21 protein-coding genes and 1 tRNA gene are annotated in these 22,954 nt (G+C 70.2%); 12 read left to right on the plus strand and 10 right to left on the minus strand.

Going from position 1 to position 22,954, the window contains the following annotated elements; translation table 11 throughout:
- Positions 1-2 precede the first annotated feature (2 nt).
- Both ACZ4SF_RS10850 and ACZ4SF_RS10855 read right to left on the minus strand, forming a co-directional pair.
- The gene (locus ACZ4SF_RS10850; protein WP_468381228.1) at positions 3-1,079 is read right to left on the minus strand and encodes an ABC transporter permease; all 1,077 of its coding nucleotides are present in this window, start codon (positions 1,077-1,079) and stop codon (positions 3-5) included.
- Positions 1,079-2,098 (minus strand): sugar ABC transporter substrate-binding protein, encoded by a 1,020-nt coding sequence (locus tag ACZ4SF_RS10855; RefSeq protein ID WP_468381230.1) that lies wholly within the window; start codon positions 2,096-2,098, stop codon positions 1,079-1,081. The genes ACZ4SF_RS10850 and ACZ4SF_RS10855 overlap by 1 nt, the downstream gene beginning before the upstream one ends.
- A gap of 178 nt (positions 2,099-2,276) precedes the next feature.
- Here ACZ4SF_RS10855 and ACZ4SF_RS10860 point away from each other — a divergent pair, with 178 nt between their 5' ends.
- The 5 genes from ACZ4SF_RS10860 to ACZ4SF_RS10880 all read left to right on the plus strand — a co-directional run bounded on the left by ACZ4SF_RS10860 (position 2,277) and on the right by ACZ4SF_RS10880 (position 8,117).
- Positions 2,277-3,068 (plus strand): GntR family transcriptional regulator, encoded by a 792-nt coding sequence (locus ACZ4SF_RS10860; protein WP_468381233.1) that lies wholly within the window; start codon positions 2,277-2,279, stop codon positions 3,066-3,068.
- Between the two features lie 269 nt (positions 3,069-3,337).
- Positions 3,338-4,651 carry an ABC transporter substrate-binding protein gene (locus ACZ4SF_RS10865; RefSeq protein ID WP_468381237.1) on the plus strand — a complete coding sequence of 438 codons (1,314 nt, stop codon included), beginning with the start codon at positions 3,338-3,340 and terminating at the stop codon, positions 4,649-4,651.
- Positions 4,652-4,659: 8 nt separating this feature from the next.
- Complete coding sequence (locus ACZ4SF_RS10870; protein WP_468381241.1) at positions 4,660-5,640, plus strand: carbohydrate ABC transporter permease; 981 nt, start codon at positions 4,660-4,662, stop codon at positions 5,638-5,640.
- Positions 5,637-6,524 carry a carbohydrate ABC transporter permease gene (locus ACZ4SF_RS10875; RefSeq protein ID WP_468381244.1) on the plus strand — a complete coding sequence of 296 codons (888 nt, stop codon included), beginning with the start codon at positions 5,637-5,639 and terminating at the stop codon, positions 6,522-6,524. The genes ACZ4SF_RS10870 and ACZ4SF_RS10875 overlap by 4 nt, the downstream gene beginning before the upstream one ends.
- An 81-nt stretch (positions 6,525-6,605) precedes the next feature.
- Entirely contained in the window at positions 6,606-8,117 is a 1,512-nt protein-coding gene (locus ACZ4SF_RS10880; protein ID WP_468381247.1) for a cellulase family glycosylhydrolase, read from the plus strand.
- 248 nt (positions 8,118-8,365) lie between these two features.
- On the opposite strand, the gene ACZ4SF_RS10885 is transcribed toward ACZ4SF_RS10880, so the two are convergent.
- Positions 8,366-8,439, minus strand: a tRNA-Pro gene (locus ACZ4SF_RS10885).
- Positions 8,440-8,543: 104 nt separating this feature from the next.
- Between ACZ4SF_RS10885 and ACZ4SF_RS10890 the strand changes: the two genes are divergently transcribed.
- From ACZ4SF_RS10890 to ACZ4SF_RS10900, 3 genes are all read left to right on the plus strand, one after another.
- Complete coding sequence (locus ACZ4SF_RS10890; RefSeq protein ID WP_468381249.1) at positions 8,544-9,050, plus strand: DUF309 domain-containing protein; 507 nt, start codon at positions 8,544-8,546, stop codon at positions 9,048-9,050.
- A gap of 70 nt (positions 9,051-9,120) precedes the next feature.
- Positions 9,121-9,909, plus strand: coding sequence for a precorrin-6A synthase (deacetylating) (gene cobF, locus ACZ4SF_RS10895; RefSeq protein ID WP_468381252.1), 789 nt, complete (start codon positions 9,121-9,123; stop codon positions 9,907-9,909).
- A 97-nt stretch (positions 9,910-10,006) separates the two neighbouring features.
- Positions 10,007-10,798, plus strand: a complete 792-nt coding sequence (locus ACZ4SF_RS10900; protein WP_468382471.1) for a TIGR01458 family HAD-type hydrolase — start codon at positions 10,007-10,009, stop codon at positions 10,796-10,798.
- A 169-nt stretch (positions 10,799-10,967) separates the two neighbouring features.
- Here the strand turns inward: ACZ4SF_RS10900 and ACZ4SF_RS10905 are convergent, their stop codons facing one another.
- The 3 genes from ACZ4SF_RS10905 to ACZ4SF_RS10915 form a co-directional block, all read right to left on the minus strand.
- On the minus strand, positions 10,968-11,747 hold the full coding sequence (locus ACZ4SF_RS10905) for a sulfite exporter TauE/SafE family protein (protein ID WP_468381256.1): 780 nt from the start codon (positions 11,745-11,747) through the stop codon (positions 10,968-10,970).
- A gap of 83 nt (positions 11,748-11,830) precedes the next feature.
- The gene (locus ACZ4SF_RS10910; protein WP_468381259.1) at positions 11,831-13,342 is read right to left on the minus strand and encodes a long-chain-fatty-acid--CoA ligase; all 1,512 of its coding nucleotides are present in this window, start codon (positions 13,340-13,342) and stop codon (positions 11,831-11,833) included.
- Between the two features lie 74 nt (positions 13,343-13,416).
- Positions 13,417-14,604 (minus strand): thiolase family protein, encoded by a 1,188-nt coding sequence (locus ACZ4SF_RS10915; RefSeq protein WP_468381262.1) that lies wholly within the window; start codon positions 14,602-14,604, stop codon positions 13,417-13,419.
- A gap of 436 nt (positions 14,605-15,040) precedes the next feature.
- Here ACZ4SF_RS10915 and ACZ4SF_RS10920 point away from each other — a divergent pair, with 436 nt between their 5' ends.
- The 3 genes from ACZ4SF_RS10920 to ACZ4SF_RS10930 all read left to right on the plus strand — a co-directional run bounded on the left by ACZ4SF_RS10920 (position 15,041) and on the right by ACZ4SF_RS10930 (position 16,894).
- Positions 15,041-15,532, plus strand: coding sequence for a Dps family protein (locus ACZ4SF_RS10920; protein ID WP_468381264.1), 492 nt, complete (start codon positions 15,041-15,043; stop codon positions 15,530-15,532).
- A 31-nt stretch (positions 15,533-15,563) separates the two neighbouring features.
- The gene (locus tag ACZ4SF_RS10925; protein ID WP_468381267.1) at positions 15,564-15,908 is read left to right on the plus strand and encodes a DUF3140 domain-containing protein; all 345 of its coding nucleotides are present in this window, start codon (positions 15,564-15,566) and stop codon (positions 15,906-15,908) included.
- Positions 15,909-16,096: 188 nt separating this feature from the next.
- Positions 16,097-16,894 (plus strand): SAM-dependent methyltransferase, encoded by a 798-nt coding sequence (locus ACZ4SF_RS10930; RefSeq protein WP_468381270.1) that lies wholly within the window; start codon positions 16,097-16,099, stop codon positions 16,892-16,894.
- A 117-nt stretch (positions 16,895-17,011) separates the two neighbouring features.
- On the opposite strand, the gene ACZ4SF_RS10935 is transcribed toward ACZ4SF_RS10930, so the two are convergent.
- From ACZ4SF_RS10935 to ACZ4SF_RS10950, 4 genes are all read right to left on the minus strand, one after another.
- Complete coding sequence (locus ACZ4SF_RS10935; protein WP_468381273.1) at positions 17,012-17,203, minus strand: hypothetical protein; 192 nt, start codon at positions 17,201-17,203, stop codon at positions 17,012-17,014.
- A gap of 63 nt (positions 17,204-17,266) precedes the next feature.
- A complete protein-coding gene (locus tag ACZ4SF_RS10940) occupies positions 17,267-17,401 on the minus strand; it encodes a hypothetical protein (RefSeq protein ID WP_468381276.1) in 135 nt (44 codons plus the stop codon).
- A gap of 19 nt (positions 17,402-17,420) precedes the next feature.
- On the minus strand, positions 17,421-20,840 hold the full coding sequence (locus tag ACZ4SF_RS10945; RefSeq protein ID WP_468382474.1) for an RHS repeat-associated core domain-containing protein: 3,420 nt from the start codon (positions 20,838-20,840) through the stop codon (positions 17,421-17,423).
- Positions 20,841-20,999: 159 nt separating this feature from the next.
- Positions 21,000-21,404: a hypothetical protein gene (locus ACZ4SF_RS10950; RefSeq protein WP_468381279.1), complete on the minus strand. Its 405-nt coding sequence runs from the start codon at positions 21,402-21,404 to the stop codon at positions 21,000-21,002.
- Between the two features lie 145 nt (positions 21,405-21,549).
- Between ACZ4SF_RS10950 and ACZ4SF_RS10955 the strand changes: the two genes are divergently transcribed.
- Positions 21,550-22,953: a type I glutamate--ammonia ligase gene (locus tag ACZ4SF_RS10955; RefSeq protein WP_468381281.1), complete on the plus strand. Its 1,404-nt coding sequence runs from the start codon at positions 21,550-21,552 to the stop codon at positions 22,951-22,953.
- Position 22,954 lies beyond the last annotated feature (1 nt).

Below are 22,954 nucleotides of genomic sequence, written 5' to 3' on the forward strand. Positions count from 1 at the left end.
GGTCACCTCCGGGTCGCCGTGCGCTGGACCCACAGATTGATCAGGACGGCGCCGAGCAGCATCACGCCGAGGAAGGCCTTGAACCAGTCCGGGTTCCAGCCGGCGTAGACGATGCCCTGCTGCACCATGCCGAACATGAACGCGCCGAAGACCGGGCCGATCGCGGAGCCGGCGCCGCCGGTGAGCAGACAGCCGCCGATGACGGCCGCGGCGATGTAGATCAGCTCCTGGCCGACGCCCTCGCCGGACTGCACGGTGTTGAACGAGAACAGGTTGTGCATGCCGACGAACCAGGCGCCGAAGCCGACCAGCATGAACAGGGTGATCTTGGTGAACTTCACCGGGACACCGACGGCGCGGGCGCTTTCCTTGTTGCCGCCGACGGCGAAGATCCAGTTGCCGTACTTGGTGCGCAGCAGCACCCAGGTGGCGAGGGCCGCGAAGACCAGCCACCAGACCACGGTGACCTTCACCTCGATCCCGCCGACGTCGAAGGACGACGCGAAGATCTGCTTGGCCTGGTCGAAGCCGTCCATGTCGCTGATGTCGTCGGTGGCGACGTTGCCGGTGACCGTCTTGGTCACGGCGAGGTTGACGCCCTGCAGGATCAGGAAGGTGCCGAGGGTGACCAGGAAGCTGGGCAACCCGGTCTTGACCACCATCCAGCCGTTGAAGGCCCCGATCGCGAGGGACACGATCAGTGCGACGATCACGCCGGTCCACACGTTGAGGGTCAGCTGGTAGCTGAGCATGCTCGCGGTGAGCGCCGAGGTGATCACGGCGACGCCGGACGAGAGGTCGAACTCGCCGCCGATCATCAGCAGGGCCACCGGGAGAGCCATGATCCCGATGGTCGAGGACTGGTAGAGCACCGTGGCCATCGAGCTGCCCTGGCGGACCGTGGGTGCTGCGATCAGGAAGAAGATCAGTACGGCGACGGCGCCGAGGAAGACGCCGACCTCGGGCCGGGCCAGCAGGCGCAGGGCCAGCGGGCGCCGGGCGGTGCGGCCGTCCTTGTCCTTCGGGCCGGACGCCGGCGGCCTGCCCACCGCCGGCTCAGCCTGCTGGGCCATGCTCATCACCGGGTGCCTTTCGCGGCGAACTCGGCGACCTTGTCGACGTTGGACTTGTCGACGAAGGCCGGGCCGGTCAGCACCGGCTGCTCACCGCCGCCGCTGTAGTTGCCGTTGTTCTTGTAGAGCCACAGCGAGTCGACCGCCAGGTAGCCCTGGAGATAGGGCTGCTGGTCGACGGCGAACTCGATGGTGCCGTCCTGGACGGCCTTGACCAGGTCCTTGTTGAGGTCGAAGGTGGCGACCTCGGCCTTGCTGCCCGCGTCGTCCACCGACTGGGCCGCGGTGAGGGCGAAGGGGGCGCCGAGCGTGACGACCGTGTCGATGGCGTTGTCCTGCTTCAGCTTCGCCGTGATCGTCGACTTCACGGACGGCATGTCCGTACCGTTCACGTACAGGGTGTCGGTGGTGCCCTTGAAGGTCTTCTTCACGCCGTCGCAGCGCTGGGTGAGGCCCACGTTGCCCTGCTCCTGGATCACGCAGACGATCTTCTTCGCGCCGGTGGTGTTGAGCTTCTTGCCGAACGCCTCGCCGGCCACGCTCTCGTCCTGTCCGAAGAACTCCAGCAGGCCGAGCTGCTTCCAGTCGCTCAGTCCCGAGTTGAGGCCGACCACGGGTATGCCGGCCTGTTGCGCCTTGGCGATCACGCCCTTCATCGCGTCGGGCTTGGCCAGCGTGACCGCGATGCCGTCCACCTTCTGGTCGATGGCGTTCTGCACATAGTTGGCCTGGTTGCCGGCGTTCGGGTCGGCGGAGTAGACGAGCTTGACGTTGTCCTTGGCCGCCGCGGCCTCGGCGCCCTTGCGGACGGTGTCCCAGAAGGTGTCACCGGGCGCCTGGTGGGTGATCAGCGCGACGGTCATGCGGGGTGTGTCGGCCTTGCCCGCGGAGGCGTTCGCCGCTCCCTCCTCGGCCTTCTTGCCGCCGGAGCTGCTGGAACAGCCGGCGAGGGTGAGGGCTGTCGCAGCGGCCAGGGCGACGACGGGGGCCAGTCTGCGGGAGCGGGGACGAGAAGAGCGGTCCATCTTTCCTGCACCTCACTGTGCGTGCGACGGGGCAAGGGACGCTGTTGCGTTGGGACGGGATACAAGCCTCTGCCGGGCCCGCTGTCAATACTTTGTTAAGACATCATTTCACGAGGTGGTCCGAATGTAAGTACAAACCATTGACACCCTCGCCTTCCCGGACCTACACCTGAGAGGCATGAGCCCAGTACACCGCACGCCACAGCGAACGGCACCGGGTGATCACGCACTCGACTCGCTCACCTTCACCCTGGACCGTTCGAGCCCGGTGCCGCTCTACCACCAGCTCGCCCGGCAACTGGAGGCGGCCATCGAGCGCGGGGCACTGACCCCCGGGAACCTCCTCGGCAACGAGATCGACCTGTCCGTGCGCCTCGGACTGTCCCGGCCCACCGTCCGCCAGGCGATCCAGAGCCTGGTCGACAAGGGGCTGCTGGTGCGCCGCCGCGGGGTCGGCACACAGGTCGTGCACAGCAAGGTCAGACGCCCGCTGGAGCTGAGCAGCCTCTACGACGACCTGGAGTCGGCCGGACAGGGACCGACCACCCGGGTACTGCGCAACGAGCGCATCCCGGCACCCGCCGACGTGGCCGCCGCCCTGGCCCTCGCAGAAGGCACCGAGGTCGTCCTGCTGGAGCGGCTGCGCTGCACCCACGGCCGGCCGGTGGCGTTCCTGCGCAACCATCTGCCGGCGTCCCTGCTCGAACTCGGCACCGGCCGGCTGGAGTCCACGGGCCTGTACCGCATGCTGCGCTCGGCCGGCATCTTCCTGCACAGCGCCCGCCAGTCCATCGGCGCCCGCGGCGCGGACGCCGAGGAGGCCGCCCTGCTGGACGAGACGGAGGGCGCGGCCCTGCTCACCATGGAGCGCACCGCCTACGACATCTCCGGCCGGCCGGTGGAGTACGGCAGTCACGTGTACCGGGCGTCCCGGTACGCCTTCGAGTTCCAGCTGCTGGTCAGGACCTGAAACGGAACCACCTCTTTCACACAGCCCCCGCGGCCTCCGGTGCCACGGGGGCCGTTTTGTCTGCTGTCCGCCAACGATGCAGGTGACAGTGACGATTACGTTTCGGGCAAGAGACACCCCAGTGCCACCGGAGCTATTGACGCATGAGCGGACATGGGGCTGTTATTACGCCCACGATGTTCGGTCGAGTTGGTTTCTGAGCGGTTTCGAAGACCTTCTGGTGATCAACTCATCCCCTTGGCCGAACCCTGTACCCCTCAGGAGCCGCCATGCGCCTCTCCCCCTCCGGTCTCTCCGTCCCGGGTCCCAGCCGTCGTTCACTGCTGCGCGGAGCGGGCGGCGCCGCCCTGCTCACCGGGGCGGGCATACCCCTGCTGTCCGCCTGCGGTGGCAGCGGTTCCTCCTCCGATCCGAAGACCGTCACCCTCGGCTCCAACGCCTCCGACGCGGTGCCGAAGAAGGCCTTCGAAAGCGTCTACGCGGCCTTCAAGAAGCAGTCCGGCATCACCGTCGATGTGAACACGAAGGACCACAACACCTTCCAGGAGCAGATCAACTCGTACCTGCAGGGCACTCCGGACGACGTGTTCAACTGGTTCGCGGGTTACCGCATGCAGTTCTTCGCGGCGAAGAAGCTGGCCATGCCGATCGACGACGTGTGGGCGACGATCGGGGACAACTTCCCCGAGGCGATGAAGAAGCTCAGCAAGGGCGAGGACGGCAAGTACTACTTCGTGCCGCTGACGACGTACCCCTGGGCGATCTTCTACCGCAAGAGCGTCTTCCAGCAGCACGGCTACCAAGTCCCCGCCACCTGGGACGACTTCGTCGCCCTGCTGAAGCAGATGAAGAAGGACGGCCTGGTCCCGCTCGCCTTCGGCGACAAGGACGCCTGGCCCGCGATGGGCACCTTCGACCAGATCAACTTCCGCCTCAACGGCTACGACTTCCACGTCGAGCTGATGGCCGGCAAGGCCTCCTGGACCGACGCCAAGGTGAAGGACGTCTTCGACCACTGGGCCGAGATCCTCCCCTATCACCAGGACGGCTTCATGGGCCGCACCTGGCAGGACGCCGCGCAGACCCTGGTGTCCAAGAAGGCGGGCATGTACCTCCTGGGCTCCTTCGTGGCCCAGCAGTTCACGAACAAGGCCGACCTGGACGACCTCGACTTCTTCCCCTTCCCGGAGATCAACTCCGCGTACGGCCAGGACACCGTGGAGGCGCCGACCGACGGCTTCATGGTCAGCAAGTCCCCGAAGAACCACGCCGGCGTCGTGAAGCTGCTGGAGTACCTGGGCAGCCCGGCGGCCGAGGAGCTGTATCTCAAGACCGACCCGAGCGTGGTGGCCGCCTCCGCCAAGGCCGACACCTCCGCGTACTCGGCGTTGCAGAAGAAGGCGTTCGAGATGATCGGCGGTGCCAAGAGCCTCACTCAGTTCATGGACCGCGACAGCCGCCCCGACTTCACCTCCACGGTGATGCAGCCCGGCCTGCAGAAGTTCCTCCAGAACCCCAAGGGCGTGGACGGCCTGTTGTCGTCCGTCGAGCGCCAGAAGAAGACGATCTTCGCGTCCTCGTGAGCGGCCCGATGACGACCGATACGACGACGAAGAGCCCGGAGACGGCGGCCGTGCCGGCTCCGGGCACCGCGCCCGAGAAGAAGCGGGTCACGCACGGCCACCGGCGCCTGCTGACCCGCCGTGACCGGTTCACGCTCGCCGTGATGGCCGGTGTGCCCACCGTCCTGCACGTGATCCTGGTCTGGGTCACCGCGATCGCCTCGGTCTTCCTCGCCTTCACCACCTGGGACGGCATCGGATTCGACTCGATCAAGTGGGTCGGCCTGGACAACTTCCGACAACTCTTCACCGAGAACCCGCAGTTCTGGCCGGCCGTCCAGCACAACGTCATCTGGTTCGTGGTGCTGATCCTGCTCCCGACGCCGTTCGGCCTGTTCCTCGCCGTCCAGCTGGACAAGCGGATCCGGTTCACCCGCGTCTACCAGACGGCGTTCTTCCTGCCCGTCGTCATCTCGATGGCGTGCATCGGCTTCGTCTGGCAGCTGGTGTACAACCCGGACACCGGGCTGATCAACAGCATCATCGGCGCCAACGAGCCCGGCCACTACATCGACTGGATCGGCGATCCCGACCTCAACCTGTGGGCGGTCCTGATCGCCGCGTCCTGGCGGCACACCGGCTACATGATGATCCTGTACCTGGCCGGTCTGAAGAGCGTCGACCCGTCGCTGCGCGAGGCGTCCGCGCTGGACGGCGCAGGCGAGTGGCAGACGTTCCGACACGTCATCTTCCCCACTCTGCGCCCGACCAACACGGTCGTCCTGGTGGTCACCATCATCGAGGCGCTGCGCGCCTTCGACCTGGTCTTCGTCTTCAACAAGGGCGCCCAGGGCACCGAGTTGCTGTCGATCCTGGTCACCAACAACATCATCGGCGAGTCCAGCCGCATCGGTTACGGGTCGGCCATCGCCGTCGTCCTGCTGGTCATCTCCCTCGCGGTGATCATCCCGTACCTGATCGCCACCTTCCGGAAGGAGCGGCGCGCATGAGCAGCACCACCGTCGTGCCGAAGCGGCGCGCCCCGGTCCGCCCCGCCCGCGTCCTGCTGCACGTCTTCCTCGCGGGTACCGCCCTGGCCTGGCTGGCGCCCCTGCTGTGGGCGGTCTTCTCGGCCCTGCGCCCGTACAGCGAGACCAGTGCCAAGGGCTACGTCTCCTGGCCGGACCGGCTGAGCTTCGAGAACTTCACGAACGCGTTCCAGCAGTCGGACATGATGCACTACTTCGGCAACACGCTGGTGATCGCGGTCCCGGCGGTCCTGCTGACGCTGTTCCTGTCCTCCTGTGTGGCCTTCTACGTCAGCCGGTTCGACTTCCGCGTCAACCTCGCCCTGCTGCTGGTGTTCACGGCGGGCAACCTGCTGCCGCAGCAGGTCGTCATCACCCCCCTGTACCGGCTGTACCTGCTCACGGACCTGCCGGGCATCACGGCGAGCGGCAAGCTGTACGACTCCGCGCTGGGCCTGGTCCTGATCCACGTGGCGTTCCAGTCCGGTTTCTGCGCCTTCGTGCTGAGCAACTACATGCGCTCGCTGCCCCACGAGCTGACGGAGGCCGCGCTGGTCGACGGCGCCTCGGTGTGGCGGCTGTACTGGCAGATCACACTGCCGCTGTGCAAGCCGGCGATGGCCGCCCTCGCGACGCTGCTGTCGATCTGGATCTACAACGACTTCTTCTGGGCCCTCGTCCTGATCTCCACCGGCGAGAACATGCCGGTCACCTCGGCCCTGAACAACCTCTCCGGCCAGTACTTCACCGACCCCAACCTGGTCGCCGCCGGTGCCCTGCTGACCGCGATCCCGACCCTGATCGTGTACTTCGTGCTCCAGCGCCAGTTCGTCAGCGGTCTGACCCTGGGTTCCAGCAAGGGCTGAGGGGCGCTGCCGGAGCCGGCCGCGGACGGTCAGCCGAAATACCTTCGCAGTCAAGGCACTTGAATACTTCCGCGGCTGCTGATGGGATGCGCGGCACCACGAACACCGTCGGCCCGGAGGTCTCCTGTGCTGCGAGCGATCCTGACGGCGAGCGCGGTCGTCGCCACGCTGCTTGCCCCCGTCGGCGCCCGTGCCGGGCAGACGGGGGGAGCCACGGAGGCCGGGTCGACCGCGAAGACCGGGCGGACGGCGAGGACCGCGCAGCCCCCGGCCGTCGAGACCGGGGTGAACGGGGTGGACGGGGTGGACGGGGTACCCCGGCTCACCGACCGTCAGGGGCGCACGCTCACTCTGCACGGCTGGAACATCGAGGACAAGACGCACCGCGGCGACGAGGCCCTGTCCGCCGTCACCGAACGCCATCTGCGCGACATGCGGGCCCAGGGCTTCGACTTCGCCCGGCTGCTTGTCTTCTGGGACGACCTGGAGCCGGCGCCGGGACGGTACAGCCGAGGTTACCTGCGCCGCATCGAACGTGTCCTGGACTGGGCCGAGCGTTACGACGTGAAGGTCGTCATCGACGCCCACCAGGACGTCTTCGGCCCCGCTTTCGGTCACCGCGGTGTCCCCGGATGGGCGACGAGAACCGACGGCCTGCCCTTCGACAGGCATCCGGAGGACTGGTTCGCCGAGTACTTCGAGCCCGCCGTGCAGCGCGCCTTCACCCACCTCTACGACGACCCGGACCTCCGCACCGCCCAGGCGCGGATGTGGCGGACACTCGCCGCACGTTTCGCCCGCCATCCCGCCGTACTCGGCTACGACCTCGTCAACGAGCCGATGGGCGAGCTGCGAGCGGGCGAGGATCTGGCGTCGGCGGCCCGCCGCATCGAACGCGACCAGCTCACCCCGATGTACAACCGCCTCGCGGACGCCGTCCGTTCACAGGACGAGGACGCCTGGGTGTTCGTCGAGCCGACCCCCGTCGTGGGCGAGGGCGTGCCGACCGGCCTCGGCCGCATCGACGATCCCCGGGTCGTGTACGCGCCGCACTTCTACAACAGCACGATGGAGGCGGGCGGCGACTACGATCCCGGTGCCGGCTGGATCGAGGCGTACGAGCGGGCCGTCACCGAGTACCCGAAGCGCTACCGGGTCCCGGTCGTGGTCGGCGAATGGGGTCCGCTGAACAACACCCTGCCGAACATGAACCGCTTCTACCGCGACGCGATGGCCTCCCTGGGCCGCTACTCCTCCGGCTGGGCGGGTTACGTGTGGTGCTACGGCGGCGGGTACTGCGCCGTGGACGACACCGGCGCCTTCCGCACCAACAAGGACCTGACCGCCGAGCCGTACGCCGAGACGGTGGCCGGCACGATCCGCTCGGCGGCGTACGACCCCGTCTCCGGCGTGTACCGGCTGACCTACCGGGCGGCGTCCCACGGCTCCCAGCTGACGGTGCTGTCCCTGCCGCGGGGCAGCCGGCGGATCACGGCCGAGGGTGGCGCGCGCGTCGTACGCAGGACAGCCGGCCGGGCGTGGCTGGCGGCCACCCCGGGCAGCCGGCCGACGATCACGGTCGAACGCGGCTGACCTCGCCCACTCCCCCCTGCATGTGGTGACCGACGTCATCGGCTTCACCGCGGCGAGGCGGCCGTCCGCGCAGGGGCCGCCGACACGTACCCGTGATCGGCCCGCCTCGTCGGAACTCGTGGTCCCGGTCCGGCGCCTCGGGTGGAAGTCGCGAAGGCCGTGGCGTGGTGCCGTCACGCCGCCGTCACCTGTCGCACGAACGCAACCAGCGGGTCTGCCAATGTCGGCAAACCCGCTGGTGAACAACGTCGGGACGACAGGATTTGAACCTGCGACCCCTTGACCCCCAGTCAAGTGCGCTACCAAGCTGCGCCACGTCCCGTTGCCCTCGCACGCGGTAGCCCGCGTGATCGTGCGAACAGCACTTTACCCCACGTCCCGGGGTGGGCCGAAGAAGGTCCGCACGGGGCGGGGGACAATCGGCCTATGACGAACGCGGGCGCATCGGATGCCAGGGACCGGGACACCGCCGGACGGGCCCGGAACGCGCGGCCCCGGGACGGACTGGGGCGCCCGCTGCCGTACGGCGCCGAGGGCGTGCCTCGGCAGCCGGAGGGGGTCCTGCGGGCGCCCGCGGAGACGGTCGCCGAGGCGCAGGCACTGCTGGCCGCGGGCAGGCCGTTCCACGCCCACGAGGTGTTCGAGGACGCCTGGAAGTCGGGCCCCGAGGACGAGCGCGCCCTGTGGCGGGGGCTCGCCCAGCTGGCGGTGGGGCTCACCCACGCGGCCCGCGGGAACACCGTCGGCGGGGCCCGGCTGCTGAGGCGCGGCGCGGGGGCGGTCGAGGAGTGGGAGACCGGGCGCGGCGAGGACCGGCCGTACGGGCTGGACCTGGCGGGCCTCGCCCGGTGGGCGCGGGAGCTGGCCGGGCGCGTGGAGCGGGACTCGGCGCCGGTGGACGCGCAGGCCGAGGCGCCCCGGCTGGGCCCCTGACCAGGGCGCCGTTGCCGGGCGTGCGGCGGCGGTGGACGCGCTGTCGGTGGGATGCGGCAGACTCGGGGGCGTGCGAAAGATTCATGTCATCGGTATCGGCGCGGGCGACCCGGACCAGCTGACCCTGCAGGCGGTCAAGGCGCTGCGGAGCACCGACGTGTTCTTCCTGCTCGACAAGGGCGAGGTGAAGAGCGATCTGACACAGCTGCGCCGGGACATGCTGGACGCGCATCTGCCGGCGGGGTCGTACCGGACGGTGGAGGCCCGTGACCCGGAGCGGGACCGGAAGGCGGGTGGCTCGGCCTACTCACCGGCCGTCGGGGACTGGCGCAGCGCCCGTGCCGGGATCTACGAGCGCTTGATCGCCGACGAGCTTGCCGAGGACGGCACGGGCGCCTTCCTGGTGTGGGGGGACCCCGCGCTGTACGACAGCACGCTGGCGATCCTCGAGGAGGTGCTGCAGCGCGGCGCGGTGGAGTTCTCGTACGACGTGGTGCCCGGCATCAGCAGTGTCTCCGCGCTGGCCGCCCGGCATCGCACGGGCCTGAACCGGGTGGCGCGGCCGGTGCAGATCACCACCGGGCGGCGGCTGGCCGAAGGTTTCCCGGACGGGGTGGACGACGTGGTCGTGATGCTGGACGCGCACCAGGCCTTCCGGGGGTACGCCGGGGAGGACATGGACATCTACTGGGGCGCCTACATCGGCACGCCGGACGAGATCCTCGTCTCGGGGCCGATCGCCGAGGCCGGTCCGCGCATCGAACGGGTGCGGGCCGAGGCGCGGGAGCGCAAGGGCTGGATCATGGACACGTATCTGCTGCGCCGGCATTCCGCCGGGGAACGGCCGGCGCAGGACTGAGGCCCGGCGCCCGCAGTACGCCCGCCACGCCGGCCACGTGCGAGGTCGTACGGGGGCGGCGGGCCGTCCGGGTCGCTACGGTCGGGGCATGGAGTCCATGGCGTCCGTGCGTGCCGTCCTGATCGACATCGACGGGGTCCTCACCGTGTCGTGGAAGCCGTTGCCCGGTGCGGTGGAGGCGCTGCGTGCCCTGCGTGCGGCCGGGCTCGGGATGGCCCTGGTGACCAACACGACCTCCCGGTCCCGGGCGTCGATCGCCGGGGCACTGTCGGAAGCCGGTTTCGAGGTGGCGGCCGAGGACGTCCTGACCGCGCCCGCCGTGACCGCCGCCCATCTGGCCGAGCACTTCCCGGGCGCCCGGGTCGCGCTGCTCAACAGCGGGGACATCGAGGCGGATCTGGGTGACGTCACCCTGGTCGAGGACCGGGCCGATGTGGTCGTGGTCGGCGGGGCCGGGCCCGGCTTCGACTATGCGGCGCTCAACCGGGCCTTCGGCCAGCTGCAGCGGGGTGCCCGGCTGGTCGCCATGCACCGCAACCTGTACTGGCGGACCGACGCGGGGCTGCAGCTGGACTCGGGTGCCTTTCTGCTGGGGCTGGAGCGGGCGGCGCGGGTGGAGGCGGAGGTCACGGGCAAGCCGTCCCGGGCGTTCTTCGAAGCGGCTCTGGCCCGGCTCGGGGTGGGGGCGGAGCAGGCGTTGATGGTCGGCGACGACATCGAGTCGGACGTGCTCGCGGCACAGCGGGCCGGGATCACCGGGGTGCTGGTGAAGACGGGGAAGTACCAGCCGGAGACGCACCGGAACGCGAGCGGCACCCCGGACCACGTGGTGGACTCCTTCGCGGAGGTCCCGGAGCTGCTGGGGCAGAAGCCCGGCAGTGCGGGCTAGGGGTGTCGTCGGGACCAGCCCGGGTCCGCGACGCACGGCACGGCCCCTCGCCGCGTCGTCGGATCACCCGAGTACGACCGGTACGTGGGGGATCCTCCGCCGCGCGAGGCACCGCACCGGACGCTGCGGCCTGATCCGACCTGATCCGGCCTGATCCGGACGCCACTTCCTAGCGCAGGAGCAGCTGCACGCCGCCCACGATCGTCGCCGCGATCACCAGTTGCTCGAAGAGCCGCTGGTTGATCCTGTTCACAGCCCACTTGCCGAACAGTGCACCGGGCACGACGAACACCGCGAGCGCCGCGTCGAGGAACAGCGAGCGGCCGTCGATCAGGCCCAGGCCCGCGCTGAACGGCACCTTCGCGACGTTCACGATGAGGAAGAAGAAGGCCGACGTGCCAAGGAAGCCCAGCTTCCGGAAACCGGCGGACAGCAGGTACAGGGACATCACCGGCCCGCCCGCGTTGGCGACCATCGTCGTGAACCCGCCGAGCACGCCGTACGACCGCGCCTTCACCCGGCCCGCCCGGGTCGTCACCGCATCCGGCTCGTCCGCCGTACCGCCGTCCTCGCGGCGGCGCCGCCACACGGTGACCCCGGCCATGAACAGCAGGATCGCACCGATCGAGGTCCGGACGATCCCGTCGTCGGCCCACATCAGGAACACCGTGCCGGCCACCACGCCCGCGGCGACCGCCGGGAACAGCCGCCACAGGGTGGGCCAGTGGGCGTGCCGCCGGTAGGTGAGGACGGCGAGCACGTCGCCCGCGATCAGCACGGGCAGCAGGACGCCGGTCGACGCGCGGGCGGGCAGGACGGCCGCGAAGATGGCGAGGCTGACCGTGTTGGCCCCGCTGACCGCGGTCTTGGAGAAGCCGACGAGCAGCGCCGCGAAGGCCAGGGCGGCGAACTCCCAGCCGGTTGTGTGCCAGAGCGTCATCGTGTTCATGCGGAGACCGATGGTAGGTGCATGCATGCGGACGCGTAAGGAGCGTCTCGCGGTTCGGTCCCCGCACCGGGTGCGGTTCCGTCCTAGCGGCCCGTGTACTGAGCCCGCAGCTCCCGCTTGAGCACCTTCATGCTCGGCCCGAGCGGCAGGGCGTCCGTGAACTCCACCCGGCGCGGGTACTTGTACCGGCCCAGGTGCTCCTTGGACCACTCGGTGACCGCGGCGGCGTCCGGTGCGCTGCCCTGCGCCGGGACGACGACCGCGCACACCTCCTCGCCGTGCAGGTCGTCGGGCAGGCCGATGACGGCGACCTGGGCGATCGCCGGGTGGCGCATCAGGACCTCCTCGACCTCCCGCGGGTAGACGTTGTAGCCGCCGCGGATGATGACGTCCTTCTTGCGGTCGACGATCCGCAGGAAGCCTTCGTCGTCCTTGGTGCCGAGGTCCCCGGTGCGGAACCAGCCGTCCACCAGTGCCTCTGCGGTGGCCTCGGGGCGGCCGAGGTAGCCGGAGAAGACGTTGTGGCCGCGGACGACGACCTCGCCCAGCTCGCCGGGCGGCAGCAGTTCGATGCGGCCCTCCACCTCGGCGCGGGCGATCTCCACGTCGATGCCCCACAGCGGGTGGCCGATGGTGCCGGCCCTGGTGCCGAAGAGGGGCTGGTTGACGGCGGCGGCCGGCGAGGTCTCCGACAGCCCGTAACCCTCGCAGACCTGCGCGCCGAACGCGGCCTCGAACCGCTCCAGTACGGCGACGGGCAGCGAGGCCCCGCCCGAGACGCAGACACGCAGCGCGGGGAGCGCGGGGGCGTCGGCGGCCGCGGCGGCGAGGGCGACGTACATGGTCGGCACGCCGTGGAAGGTGTTCACCCCTTCCCGCACCATCAGCTCGATCGCGCGCGCCGCGTCGAAGCGGGGCAGCAGGACCAGCGTGGCGCCGGCCCGCCAGGTGGAGTTGAGCGACACCGTCTGGCCGAAGGCGTGGAACAGGGGCAGCGCGCCGAGGGCGATGTCGTCCCTGCGGATGTCATGGGCGTCGAAGGCGTTGACCGTCGCGTTCATCACCAGGTTGAAGTGGCTGAGGACAGCGCCCTTGGGGACGCCGGTCGTACCGCTGGTGTAGAAGATCACGGCGGGGTCGTCGGCGGCCCGGGTGACGTACGACGGGAGCGGCTCGGCGTCGGCCGCGAGCTTCTCCAGCTCGCCGCCCAGGGTGACCACCGGCACGCCCACCGCCTCGGCGGCGGCCCGACCGGTCTCCTCCTTGGTGGGGTGGACGAGCAGCAGGGTGGCCTCGCTGTCCTTGAGCACGTGCTCGACCTCACCGGCCGACAGCAGCAGGTGCACGGGGACGACGACACCGCCGGCCGCGGCGATCGCGTAGTAGGCGACCGGGAACTCGGCGGTGTTGGGCGCCATCAGGGCGATCCGGTCGCCTGGCCGTACGCCGAGACCGGTGAGCGCACCTGCCTGGGCCAGCGCGCTGCGCCACGCTTCGGCGAAGGTCAGCCGCAGTTCTCCCTCGACGAGAGCGGTCTTGTCGGGGTGACGCCGGGCGTTCTCGGCGAGGATGGCGGCGACGGACAGGGTGGCCATGGGGTGCTGCTCCGTTTCCTTGCTGCGGCTCGTGGTACCGAATCCCCTTGCGGGGAGCCCCCGTCGAAGAACTCTCAGTGCCTCTCGACCAGCACCGCGCTCCCCTGCCCGACGCCCACGCACATGGTCGCCAGCCCGCGCTGCGCGCCGGTGCGCCGCATCCGGTGCAGCAGGGTGGTGAGGATGCGGGCGCCGGAGCAGCCGAGGGGGTGGCCGAGGGCGATGGCACCGCCGGTGGGATTGACCAGGTCCGGGTCGATGCCCAGCTGGTCGACGCACGCGAGTGCCTGCGCGGCGAACGCCTCGTTGAACTCGGCCTCCTGCAGGTCGGCGGTCTCCCAGCCGGCCCGGGCCAGCGCCTTGCGGGTGGCGGGGACCGGGCCGATGCCCATGACGTCGGGGTGGACGCCGGCGGAGGCGCCGGCGGCATAGCGCCCGAGGGATTCCAGTCCCAGCTCGTTCAGGGCCTCCTCGCTGACCAGCAGCAGACCGGCCGCACCGTCGTTCATCGGCGAGGCGTTGCCCGCGGTGACCGTGCCACCCTGCCGGAAGGCCGGCTTGAGCCGGGACAGCTTCTCCAGCGAGGTGTCCTCGCGGATGCACTCGTCCTGCTCGACCACGATGCCGTCCGGGCGCTCGACGGGCAGGAGTTCGTCGTCGAAGTAGCCGTTCTTGCGTGCGGCGGCCGCGCGTTGGTGGCTGCGCAGCGCGAACTCGTCCTGGCGCTCGCGGGAGACGCCGTAGCGTGCGGCGACCTCCTCGGCGGTCTCGCCCATGGAGAGCAGTCCGTGCAGGTCCTTCATGGCGGGGTTGACCAGCCGCCAGCCGAGCCGGGTGTCGTGGGTCTCGATGCGCGGCGGAAGGGCCTCGTCGGGGCGGGGCAGGACGAAGGGGGCGCGGCTCATGGACTCGGAGCCGCCGGCGATCACGATGTCGGCCTCGCCCGCGGCGATGGTCCGGGCGGCGGTGGTGACCGCTTCGAGTCCGGAGGCGCACAGCCGGTTGACGGTGGCGCCGGGCACGGAGTCGGGCAGTCCGGCGAGCAGAGCGGCCATGCGGGCGACATTGCGGTTGTCCTCGCCGGCCTGGTTGGCGGCGCCCCAGTAGACGTCGTCGATGCGGGCCGGGTCGAGCGCGGGCACCTCGGCCACCAGGTGGCGGATCACCGTTGCCGCGAGATCGTCGGGGCGGACGGACGACAGGGTTCCGCGCAGCTTGCCGATGGGGGTGCGGCGGGCGGCCGCGAAGTGGACGGGACGCACGGCTGTGACTCCTGACCTACGACGCTGTGGATCAGCATGGACCGATGCAGCACCTTAATTAGCACTGCTAGTTTTCGACTATAGACCTCCGACCGGCCCCAGGGAAGATTCCCCTGCGCCTTCCCGAGGCAGCGGGAGGAGAGATGTACCACGTCCGCGAGCACGCCCTCGCCGACGCGGCCGCCGGGCACGGCGCCGTCACGTTCGGCCCCCGCCACACGACACGGAGCCGCTGCGTTCGGCCCCGGCCACACCGGACACGGAGCCGTCGGTTCGGGCCCGGCCACACCGGCCTCGGCCGGTGTGACCGCAAGGACGCCGCACCCCCAGGACCGGCTGCCGCCCCCCTGATCAGCCTGTTTGCTGCCCCGTGAGGCCGGGCACCCGCCCTTTCGGACATCACCGCAGACAGCTGACGAAAGGGGATCCACCCACCATGACCGTGGTCAAGAGCACGCTGCCCGAGGAGGCGCTCGGCGTCACCGGGACCGCCCTGCAGGAGACCCTGGTCGACCTGCTCGGCCTGTCGCTGGTCGGCAAGCAGGCGCACTGGAACATCGTCGGTCCGCGATTCCGGTCGATCCACCTCCAGCTGGACGAGGTGGTCGCAACCGCCCGGGCTCATTCGGACACGGTCGCCGAACGCGCCGCCGCGCTGGGCGTGCCGCCGGACGGCCGGCCGGAGACCATCGCCGCGTCCTTCGCGCTGCCCGGCACCAAGGACGGCTGGCTGCGCGACACGGAGGTCGTGGAACTGATGGTGCAGTCGCTGGAGGCGGCCGCCGGCCGGCTGCGCGAGCGGATCGACGCGACCGAGAAGGCCGACCCGGTCACCCAGGACCTGCTGATCTCCATCACGGCCGACCTGGAGAAGCAGCGCTGGATGTTCCAGGCCGAGAACCATCCGCGCGACGACGCGTCCCGCTAATACGCCCACGCCCGCACGGAAGGGGAGACCCATGGCCGACGCCCTGGAGATGGAGGCGCTGTGGGAGGACTTCCACCGCGTCGTGAACATGACCTCGGCGGAACTCGCGGCCTGGCTGAGGGTCCGGGACGCGCACGAGGACACGGAACCGCTGCCGGAGGAGTCGGGCTCGCCCACCGGGCAGCACGTCCTCGCGATCCTGCAGAAGCGCCGCACCGACCTCACCGACGACGACGTCCGGGTGATGTACAAGGTCGTCGACACGGTCGGGGACCTCGTGGACATGGAGAACGAGCCCGAGCCGGAGAGCACGCCGCAGGACACCCGCCGCCGGCACCGGCTGATGACGCTCGGCCACGACCCGCTCAAGCCGTAGCCGCACCAACACGGCGGCCGGCCCGGCCGGTTCGGAGTCACCGGCCGGGCCGGCCGCCGCGTTGGTGCCGGCCGCGCTCGACGAGCAGGTGACCGAAGGCCGTCTGCGCCGCGCCGGGTGATCGTGTCAGACTGCTCCCCGCACATCCCGGAGCGACCACCGGGACCGGACGGGTGGAGGAGCAGCGCGTGACGGGGACCGGGCCGGGCATCCAGGACATCGACACCACGAGGCCGCATCCGGCGCGGGTGTACGACTGGTTCCTCGGCGGCAAGGACAACTACCCGGTCGACGAGCAGCTGGGCCGGCAGATCGCGGCGATCGACGGGGGCGCCGCCCCGAAGGCCGCCCGCGCCAACCGGGCGTTCATGCGCCGGACCACACGCGCACTGGCCGCGGAGGCCGGCATCCGCCAGTTCCTGGACATCGGCACCGGCATACCGACCGAGCCGAACCTGCACCAGATCGCGCAGTCCGTCGCCCCGGACGCCCGCGTGGTCTACGTCGACAACGACCCCATCGTGCTGGCCCACGCGAACGCGCTGCTGCGCGGCACTCCCGAGGGCGTGACGGAGTACGTGCAGGCCGACGCCCGCGATCCGCGCACCATCCTCGAACAGGCCGCCCGCGTGCTGGACTTCGGCCGCCCGGTGGCCCTCTCCCTCATCGCGCTGCTCCACTTCGTCGCAGACGACGACGGAGCCCGCGACCTGGTCGGCACCCTGGTCGGCGCGCTGGCACCGGGCAGTGCGCTGGTGCTGTCCACGATGACCGCCGACTTCGAACCGGAGAACGTGCAGCGGGGCATCGCCGCGTACGCGGCGGGCGGGGTGACCCTGGTGGCCCGCTCGCACGCCGAGGTCGGCGCGTTCTTCGCCGGCCTCGACCTGTTGGACCCCGGCATCGTCTCGGTGGCCGAGTGGCGCCCCGAGGACCCGTCCGACTCCCCGATCTCCTTGTACGGCGGAGTCGCACTCAAACCCTGATGCCCTGCTGCTTCCTGCTACTTCCTCTACGGGCCTGTACGGCTCCGAAGACGGCGAAAGCCGGAATGACGATTCCGCAGGACGGCCGGGAAGGGACACCGCTGGGTCCTGGCTCGGTCAACCGAGCACCCCGACGGCATAGAGCACGCCCATGATCGCGAGTGCTCCTCCGATCACTCGGAAAGCCACGGCGTTGCTTCTGTCGAACCGGGCGCCGGCGCCCCTTCTCACATCTTCGGAGAAGGCAGGACCGAAGACGGCCAGGGCCGCTCCGAAAGCGGCGACCAGCAGACCTGCCAGAGCATGCATGCATGACTGTCCTCCTCGATCAGCACTGTGGGCGCCCACGGAGGGCGCCCACAGACGTACTCCCTACCTGCCCCGTCGCCGGCTTCGGGTGTACAGGCCGATCATGACGATCGCGGCGAGGACGAAGATGCCGACCATCAGGTACGGGGACCAGGAAGGCCCGTCGGGCCCGTCGGCCAGTCGGAGAAGTCTCTGCACGGGGGTGCCTCCTGCTTCCTTAGAAGGTGTACTTGACCGTTCCCGAACACTTGCCGGTGCTTCCGCCCGTACCGACGCCTTCCGACCCGTCGGTGGCCACGGACAGTTCCGCGGGACCGAAGCCGCATGCCACTTCCCCGGTCCATCCCCGGCCCGCCGAGCCCGACGCCAGACTCAGGTCACCGCTCGCTCCCGGGGTTCCGGCTCCCGCCGCGAGGTACGGGTGGACACCGCCGTCCTCGTTGACGCTCACACCGGCGCCGAGGCACACCCAGAAGCAGGCCTCACCGCCCGCGTCGAGCGAGAGCAGCCCGCTCGGGTCGATGCGGTTGACGGGGTCGCCCTCGGCGTAGAGGTAGGGGTTCTGCTCCTGGCCTGAGGGGTCGGGCTGGGTGAAGCGGCCGACGTTGGCGTCGTAGTAGCGGGCCTTGAGGTGGTACAGGCCGGTGGGGTCCTGGTAGTTGCCGGCGAACCGGTAGGGCTGGGCGACCGGTTCGGACGACTGGGCCAGGATGCGTACACCGCGGGGGCTGTAGGCGTAGGTGTCGGCCTTGTTGCCGTCCTCGTCGGCGAGCGCGACGACACTGCCGATGGCGTCGGTGAGGTAGAAGTACGTCTTGCCCCCGGTCGTCATGGAGTTCAACGTGCCCCCGGGTTCGCGGTTGAAGCCCATGTCCACGCCGGCGGTCGTCCTGGCGGACAGGCCGAGGGGGCCGTTGTGGAAGTAGGTGTCGCCCAGGCGGACGCGTTCGCTCTGGTCGGTGGAGCCGTACTGGCCCGGGTAGGTCTTGCCGGCCACGGTGATCGAGGTCAGCTGGGAGTGGTCGGTGTAGCTCTCGCCGGTGCGGGTGTGGTCGTCGGTGGAGGCGCCGGCGGTCTCGTTGCCGATCGCGTCGTACGACCAGGCGCCGCTGGTGCTGGACTTGCCCGTCAGCTGCTGGGCGTCGTTGTAGGTGTAGGTGGTGCCGCGCGGGCAGCCGGGGTCGGTGCCCTGGGAGGTGAGGTTGCCGGCCAGGTCGTAGCAGTACTGCCAGGAGTCGGCGATCGTGCCGCCCTTCTCCTCCTTGGCGTAGGAGAAACGGCCCGCCCCGTCGTAGGAGTAGGTGCGCTTGGTCTTGCGGACGTTGTCGGTGCTGGTGCGGATCTTGGTGCCGTCGCTCTTGCCGTCGGTGCCGTAGTTGTAGGTGTAGCCGAGGTCGACCAGGGTGCCCTGGGGGGAGGTGGCCCTGATCGACGTGGGACGGCTGGAGTCGTCCACGTCGACCTTCTGCACCGTGCCGCCCGGGTAGGTGGTCGTGGTGCGCACGTCGTTCCTGTTGTACGCGTACGTCGTCACGCGGCCCTGCGGGTCCTTCAGCTCCGTGAGCTTGTTGACCTCGTTCCACTGGTAGTCGACCTTGCCGGCCGGGTCCTGGTAGTAGTCGACGTTGCCTGCCGGGGTGTAGGCGAGCAGGGTCTGCGAGCCGTCCTGCAGGGTGCGGACCGTCTCCCGCTGCAGCGGGTCGAACTCGTACTTGGTCGTGCCGGTGCCGTCGGAGCGCTGGACGAGGTTCCCGTCACCGTCGTACCAGTACTCCACCTTCACCGTGTTCGGCGAGGTGACCGTGCGGATGCGGTCGAGGTTGTCGTAGGTGTAGGAGACGGTCACCCCGCGTGCGTCCGTGACCGACTTGGTGCGGCCCAGGTCGTCGTGGGTGTACGTCGTCCTGTCCAGCGGTGCGGGCGGCTCGGCCCACTCCAGGTCGCCGTTGGCGTCGTAGTGGAATTCGGTGGTCACCGTCTTCGCCGACGTCATCTTCGTCTTCTCGGTGCAGCGTTGGCCCTCGAAGCCGCCGCAGGTCACGGTGGCGGAGTTGTAGGTGTAGGAGACGCTCCCGCCGCCGGTGCCGGTCTGCGCCACCGACGTGGTGTTGCCGGCCGTGTCGTAGGTGAAGGCGGTCTTCGCTCCGTCGGCGTCGGTGGAGTCCTTCGGGACGTCGCCGCCCGCGATGGTCTGCCAGCTGTTGACGGTCTTGCCGCCGGTCGGCACGGTGACGGTCGCCAGGTTGTTGCGGGAGTCGAAGCCGTAGTCGGTGACGTTGCCCGGTGTGGTCCCCGAACCCATCGCGTCGGTGGCGGTGTCGATGTTGTGGTTGGCGTCGAACTTCGTCGACCGTGAGCGGCCCTGGGCGTCGGTGACGTCGGTGACCTGACCGTCGCCGTCGTGCTTGTAGGTGGTGGCGTGCAGCTCCGGGTCCTTGGCCGTCGTACTGCCCGCCGCGGTCGGGGAAGTGGCGGTGTAGCTGTACGTCCAGATGGGGCCGGTGTGCCCGTCGCTGCCGAAGCCGGTCCCGCGCAGCATGCTCGTGACGCGGTTGACGTCGTCGTAGGTGAAGACCGTCACCCGGCCCTCGGATGTGGTGATCTTGTCGACGCGGCCGGAGGAGTCGTAGCGGAAGGTGACCGTCTTGCCCTCGGTGTCGGTGGTGGTGGTCAGGTTGCCGCCGGGGTCGAGGTTGTACACGGCGGTGCGGCCGGTGTTGTCCTTGGCCTGCCACTGCGACGGGTACGTCTTGTAGAGGTCGATCCAGCGCCCGGAGCGGTTCTCGGTGAGCTTGAAGCCCTTGTTCTCGCCGTTCTCGTCGTGCTGGGTGACGCTGATCGTGCCGTGGTTGCGATCGGTGACCTTCGTCAGCGATCCGTACTGGCTGTAGGTCTCCTTCGCACCCGACTTCCACTTCGTCAGGGTGTACGTGCCGTCCGCGTTCTTCTTCAGGTCCTCGGAACGGCCCTTCGGGGTGGTGAAGGTGCCGTCGCTGTTCTTCTCGAATCTCACCGTCGCGCCCGAGGCGTCGTAGAAGATCACTTCGGTGCCGGAGACGGACAGGTAGCGCTCGTACTGCTGCCACCAGCGCTGTGAGACCCGGCCCCAGGGGGCGTCCAGCGAGTTGTACGTACGCGCGAGCCGAAGGCGCTGCCCCACTCCGGCGATGTCGAAGTCCGTCGCCGTCAGCATCAGGTTGCCGGTCGAGTAGTCGATCCTCGCCGTCAGGGCGTCCGTGATGGCGAAGCTCGTGTAGCGGTGCCAGGGCACGCTGCCCTGGCCCTCGGGCACCAGGGTCAGCACCGACGCGTCACCGGTGGCGGCCGCGGCGGACGGTGCCGCGGAACCGGTCTTGGCAGCCGGGTGCTCGGCGTGTTCGCGCTGCTCACGCAGCCACGGCAGGTATCTCTCGTGCGTCGGGTTCGTCGACGGCTCGGACTTCACCGGACGGTTGGGGCCGACCTTCACCGCCGGCATCGTGAAGTCCGGGCTCCCGGGGCCCCACACCGACGTCGGCTTCGTGTCCGCGGCCGCGGCGGTCGCCGCCGGGAGCGTGGACAGGGCCAGTGCGGCTGATGTGACGATGGCGAGGCCGGCCACCGTGGCTGATCTCTTGCGGGCACGCCGGAACGGCATGCCGAAGGCACGCGTGTGCATGACTTCCCCCACAGGAAGACGGACCCCGATGGCCCCACCGGCCACCGGGCGCCCACAAGTTGCCACGGAATTCGCACAGAAATCCGTGCCGTTCCCGCGAACTTCCTTCACATGCGGGCAGGAATCAGCCGCTCCTTTTCAGCCCCGCATACCGGGACAGAACCGCAGCGATTCCCGGGCGTCGTTCCGGTCGGTGAGACGCCGCAGGCCCGTATGGCCGCACATCCGGCTGAAAACGCTTCCATCGCCGAACACCATGGTCGGGGCACGCGTGATGCCGAGCGTGCGCCGGAGGCCGCGCGGGGCGGCGGTCTTGCCGGCGGTACGGCTCATGACGCCGGCCCGGTGCTCGCCGCAGACGACGACCGGTGGGTGCCGGCGAAGGCCTGCGGGGCCGGGGGCGGTGATGTGCCCGGCGCGGCCGAAGCCCAAGAGCGCCACCTGGATCACGTCGTCGTCGACGGTGGTGACGTCCTCGACGACGCGGTGCTCGGCGTGGTGCTTGCGCACCCGCGCCGGGAACGCCTCGTCGGTCCGCTTCACATACGCCGTCCGCCTGCCGCCGGTCACGGCGCCGGATGAAGAAGTGGCGCGCCGAGCCGGCGCCGGCCGCTCCGGTGCGCCGTTCGGCGCGGTGGCCGTGAAACCCTGAACCCCAGCACCGGGCGTATTCCGCCGAGGAGGACGCATGACCACTCTTGCCGACCCCCAGCCCGGCGGGCGCCCCGGCGATCTGCGCCGGGTCGCCGCTCTCACCGCCGGCCTGGCCGCCCGGGGCGTGCGCGGCATCGTGCTGGCGTACGTCGACACGGCGGGCGTCGCCCGGGTGAAGACCATCCCGACGGCCCGGCTGGAGGCGGCCGTCGCCTGGGGCGTCGGCATGTCCCCGGTGTTCGACACCTTCCTCGCCGGCGACTCGGTCGTCACCACCGACGTCCTCGGCTCCCCCGACGGCGACCTGCGGCTCTACCCGGACCTGGACCAGCTGGTCGTGCTGGCCGGCCAGCCCGGCTGGGCATGGGCGCCGGTGGACCGGATCACCCAGGAGGGCGCCCGGCACCCCGGCTGTGCCCGGACCTTTCTGCGCCGGACCGTCGCCGACGCGGCCGGGCGGCACGGCATCGCCTTCAAGGCGGCGGTCGAGATCGAGTGGGCGGTCGGGCTCGGCTCGGCGCCCGCCGGGGAGTTCGTGCCGGCGGTGTCCGGTCCGGCGTACGGCGCGATCCGGCAGGTCGAGCTGAGCGACTACACCGCCGACCTGCTGGCCGCACTCGACACCCAGGACGTGGACGTCGACCAGCTGCACCCCGAGTACGCGGCCGGCCAGTTCGAGATCTCGGTGGGTGCCCTGGACCCGGTGGCGGCAGCCGACCGCAGCGTACTGGTGCGGCAGACGATCCGGGCGGTGGCGCAGCGGCACCAGCTGCGGGTGTCCTTCGCACCCGCCTACCTTCCCGAGGGCGTCGGCAACGGCGGCCATCTGCATCTGTCCTGCTGGCGCGACGGCACGAACCTGCACGCCGGCGGCGACCGCCGGTACGGCATGACGGCCGGGGCGGAGGCCTTCGCGGCGGGGATCCTCGACCGCCTCCGCGCACTGACCGCGGTCACCGCCCCGAGCCCGGCCAGCTATCTGCGCCTCAAGCCGTCCCAGTGGGCGGGCGTGTTCGCCGCCTGGGGCCGCGAGACGCGCGAGGCGGCGCTGCGGCTGATCACCGGCACGGCAGGCCGGCACGACCAGGACGCCAACCTGGAGGTCAAACCGGTCGACCTGGCCGCCAATCCGTACCTGGCCCTCGGCTGCGTGATCGCCGCCGGACTCGACGGCATCACGGCGGACCGCACCCTGCCCGACGAGATCACCGGCGATCCGGCCCGCTACGGCCCCGACGAGGCAGCGGCCCTCGGCCTGCGGCGGCTGCCGCAGTCACTGCCGGAGGCCGTGGAGGCGTTCCGCGCGGACCCGGTACTGCGGGCCGCGCTGGGCCCCGTCCTGGCGGACGCGGTGACCGCGGTACGGCTCGGCGAGGCGGCGGCCACCCGTGGTCTCGACGACGCCCGGGTGGCGGCGGCCTACCGCTGGACGTACTGAC

It is taken from the genome of Streptomyces sp. NPDC027663 (genome assembly GCF_055566415.1).

Excerpts from the sequence above, each read along its gene's own strand:
- ACZ4SF_RS10850 (WP_468381228.1), bottom strand. The coding sequence starts at position 1,079 with ATGAGCATGGCCCAGCAGGCTGAGCCGGCGGTGGGCAGGCCGCCGGCG.
- ACZ4SF_RS10855 (WP_468381230.1), bottom strand. The coding sequence starts at position 2,098 with ATGGACCGCTCTTCTCGTCCCCGCTCCCGCAGACTGGCCCCCGTCGTC.
- ACZ4SF_RS10860 (WP_468381233.1), top strand. The coding sequence starts at position 2,277 with ATGAGCCCAGTACACCGCACGCCACAGCGAACGGCACCGGGTGATCAC.
- ACZ4SF_RS10865 (WP_468381237.1), top strand. The coding sequence starts at position 3,338 with ATGCGCCTCTCCCCCTCCGGTCTCTCCGTCCCGGGTCCCAGCCGTCGT.
- ACZ4SF_RS10870 (WP_468381241.1), top strand. The coding sequence starts at position 4,660 with ATGACGACCGATACGACGACGAAGAGCCCGGAGACGGCGGCCGTGCCG.
- ACZ4SF_RS10875 (WP_468381244.1), top strand. The coding sequence starts at position 5,637 with ATGAGCAGCACCACCGTCGTGCCGAAGCGGCGCGCCCCGGTCCGCCCC.
- ACZ4SF_RS10880 (WP_468381247.1), top strand. The coding sequence starts at position 6,606 with ATGGGATGCGCGGCACCACGAACACCGTCGGCCCGGAGGTCTCCTGTG.
- ACZ4SF_RS10890 (WP_468381249.1), top strand. The coding sequence starts at position 8,544 with ATGACGAACGCGGGCGCATCGGATGCCAGGGACCGGGACACCGCCGGA.
- ACZ4SF_RS10900 (WP_468382471.1), top strand. The coding sequence starts at position 10,007 with ATGGCGTCCGTGCGTGCCGTCCTGATCGACATCGACGGGGTCCTCACC.
- ACZ4SF_RS10905 (WP_468381256.1), bottom strand. The coding sequence starts at position 11,747 with ATGAACACGATGACGCTCTGGCACACAACCGGCTGGGAGTTCGCCGCC.
- ACZ4SF_RS10910 (WP_468381259.1), bottom strand. The coding sequence starts at position 13,342 with ATGGCCACCCTGTCCGTCGCCGCCATCCTCGCCGAGAACGCCCGGCGT.
- ACZ4SF_RS10920 (WP_468381264.1), top strand. The coding sequence starts at position 15,041 with ATGACCGTGGTCAAGAGCACGCTGCCCGAGGAGGCGCTCGGCGTCACC.
- ACZ4SF_RS10925 (WP_468381267.1), top strand. The coding sequence starts at position 15,564 with ATGGCCGACGCCCTGGAGATGGAGGCGCTGTGGGAGGACTTCCACCGC.
- ACZ4SF_RS10935 (WP_468381273.1), bottom strand. The coding sequence starts at position 17,203 with ATGCATGCTCTGGCAGGTCTGCTGGTCGCCGCTTTCGGAGCGGCCCTG.
- ACZ4SF_RS10945 (WP_468382474.1), bottom strand. The coding sequence starts at position 20,840 with ATGCCGTTCCGGCGTGCCCGCAAGAGATCAGCCACGGTGGCCGGCCTC.
- ACZ4SF_RS10955 (WP_468381281.1), top strand. The coding sequence starts at position 21,550 with ATGACCACTCTTGCCGACCCCCAGCCCGGCGGGCGCCCCGGCGATCTG.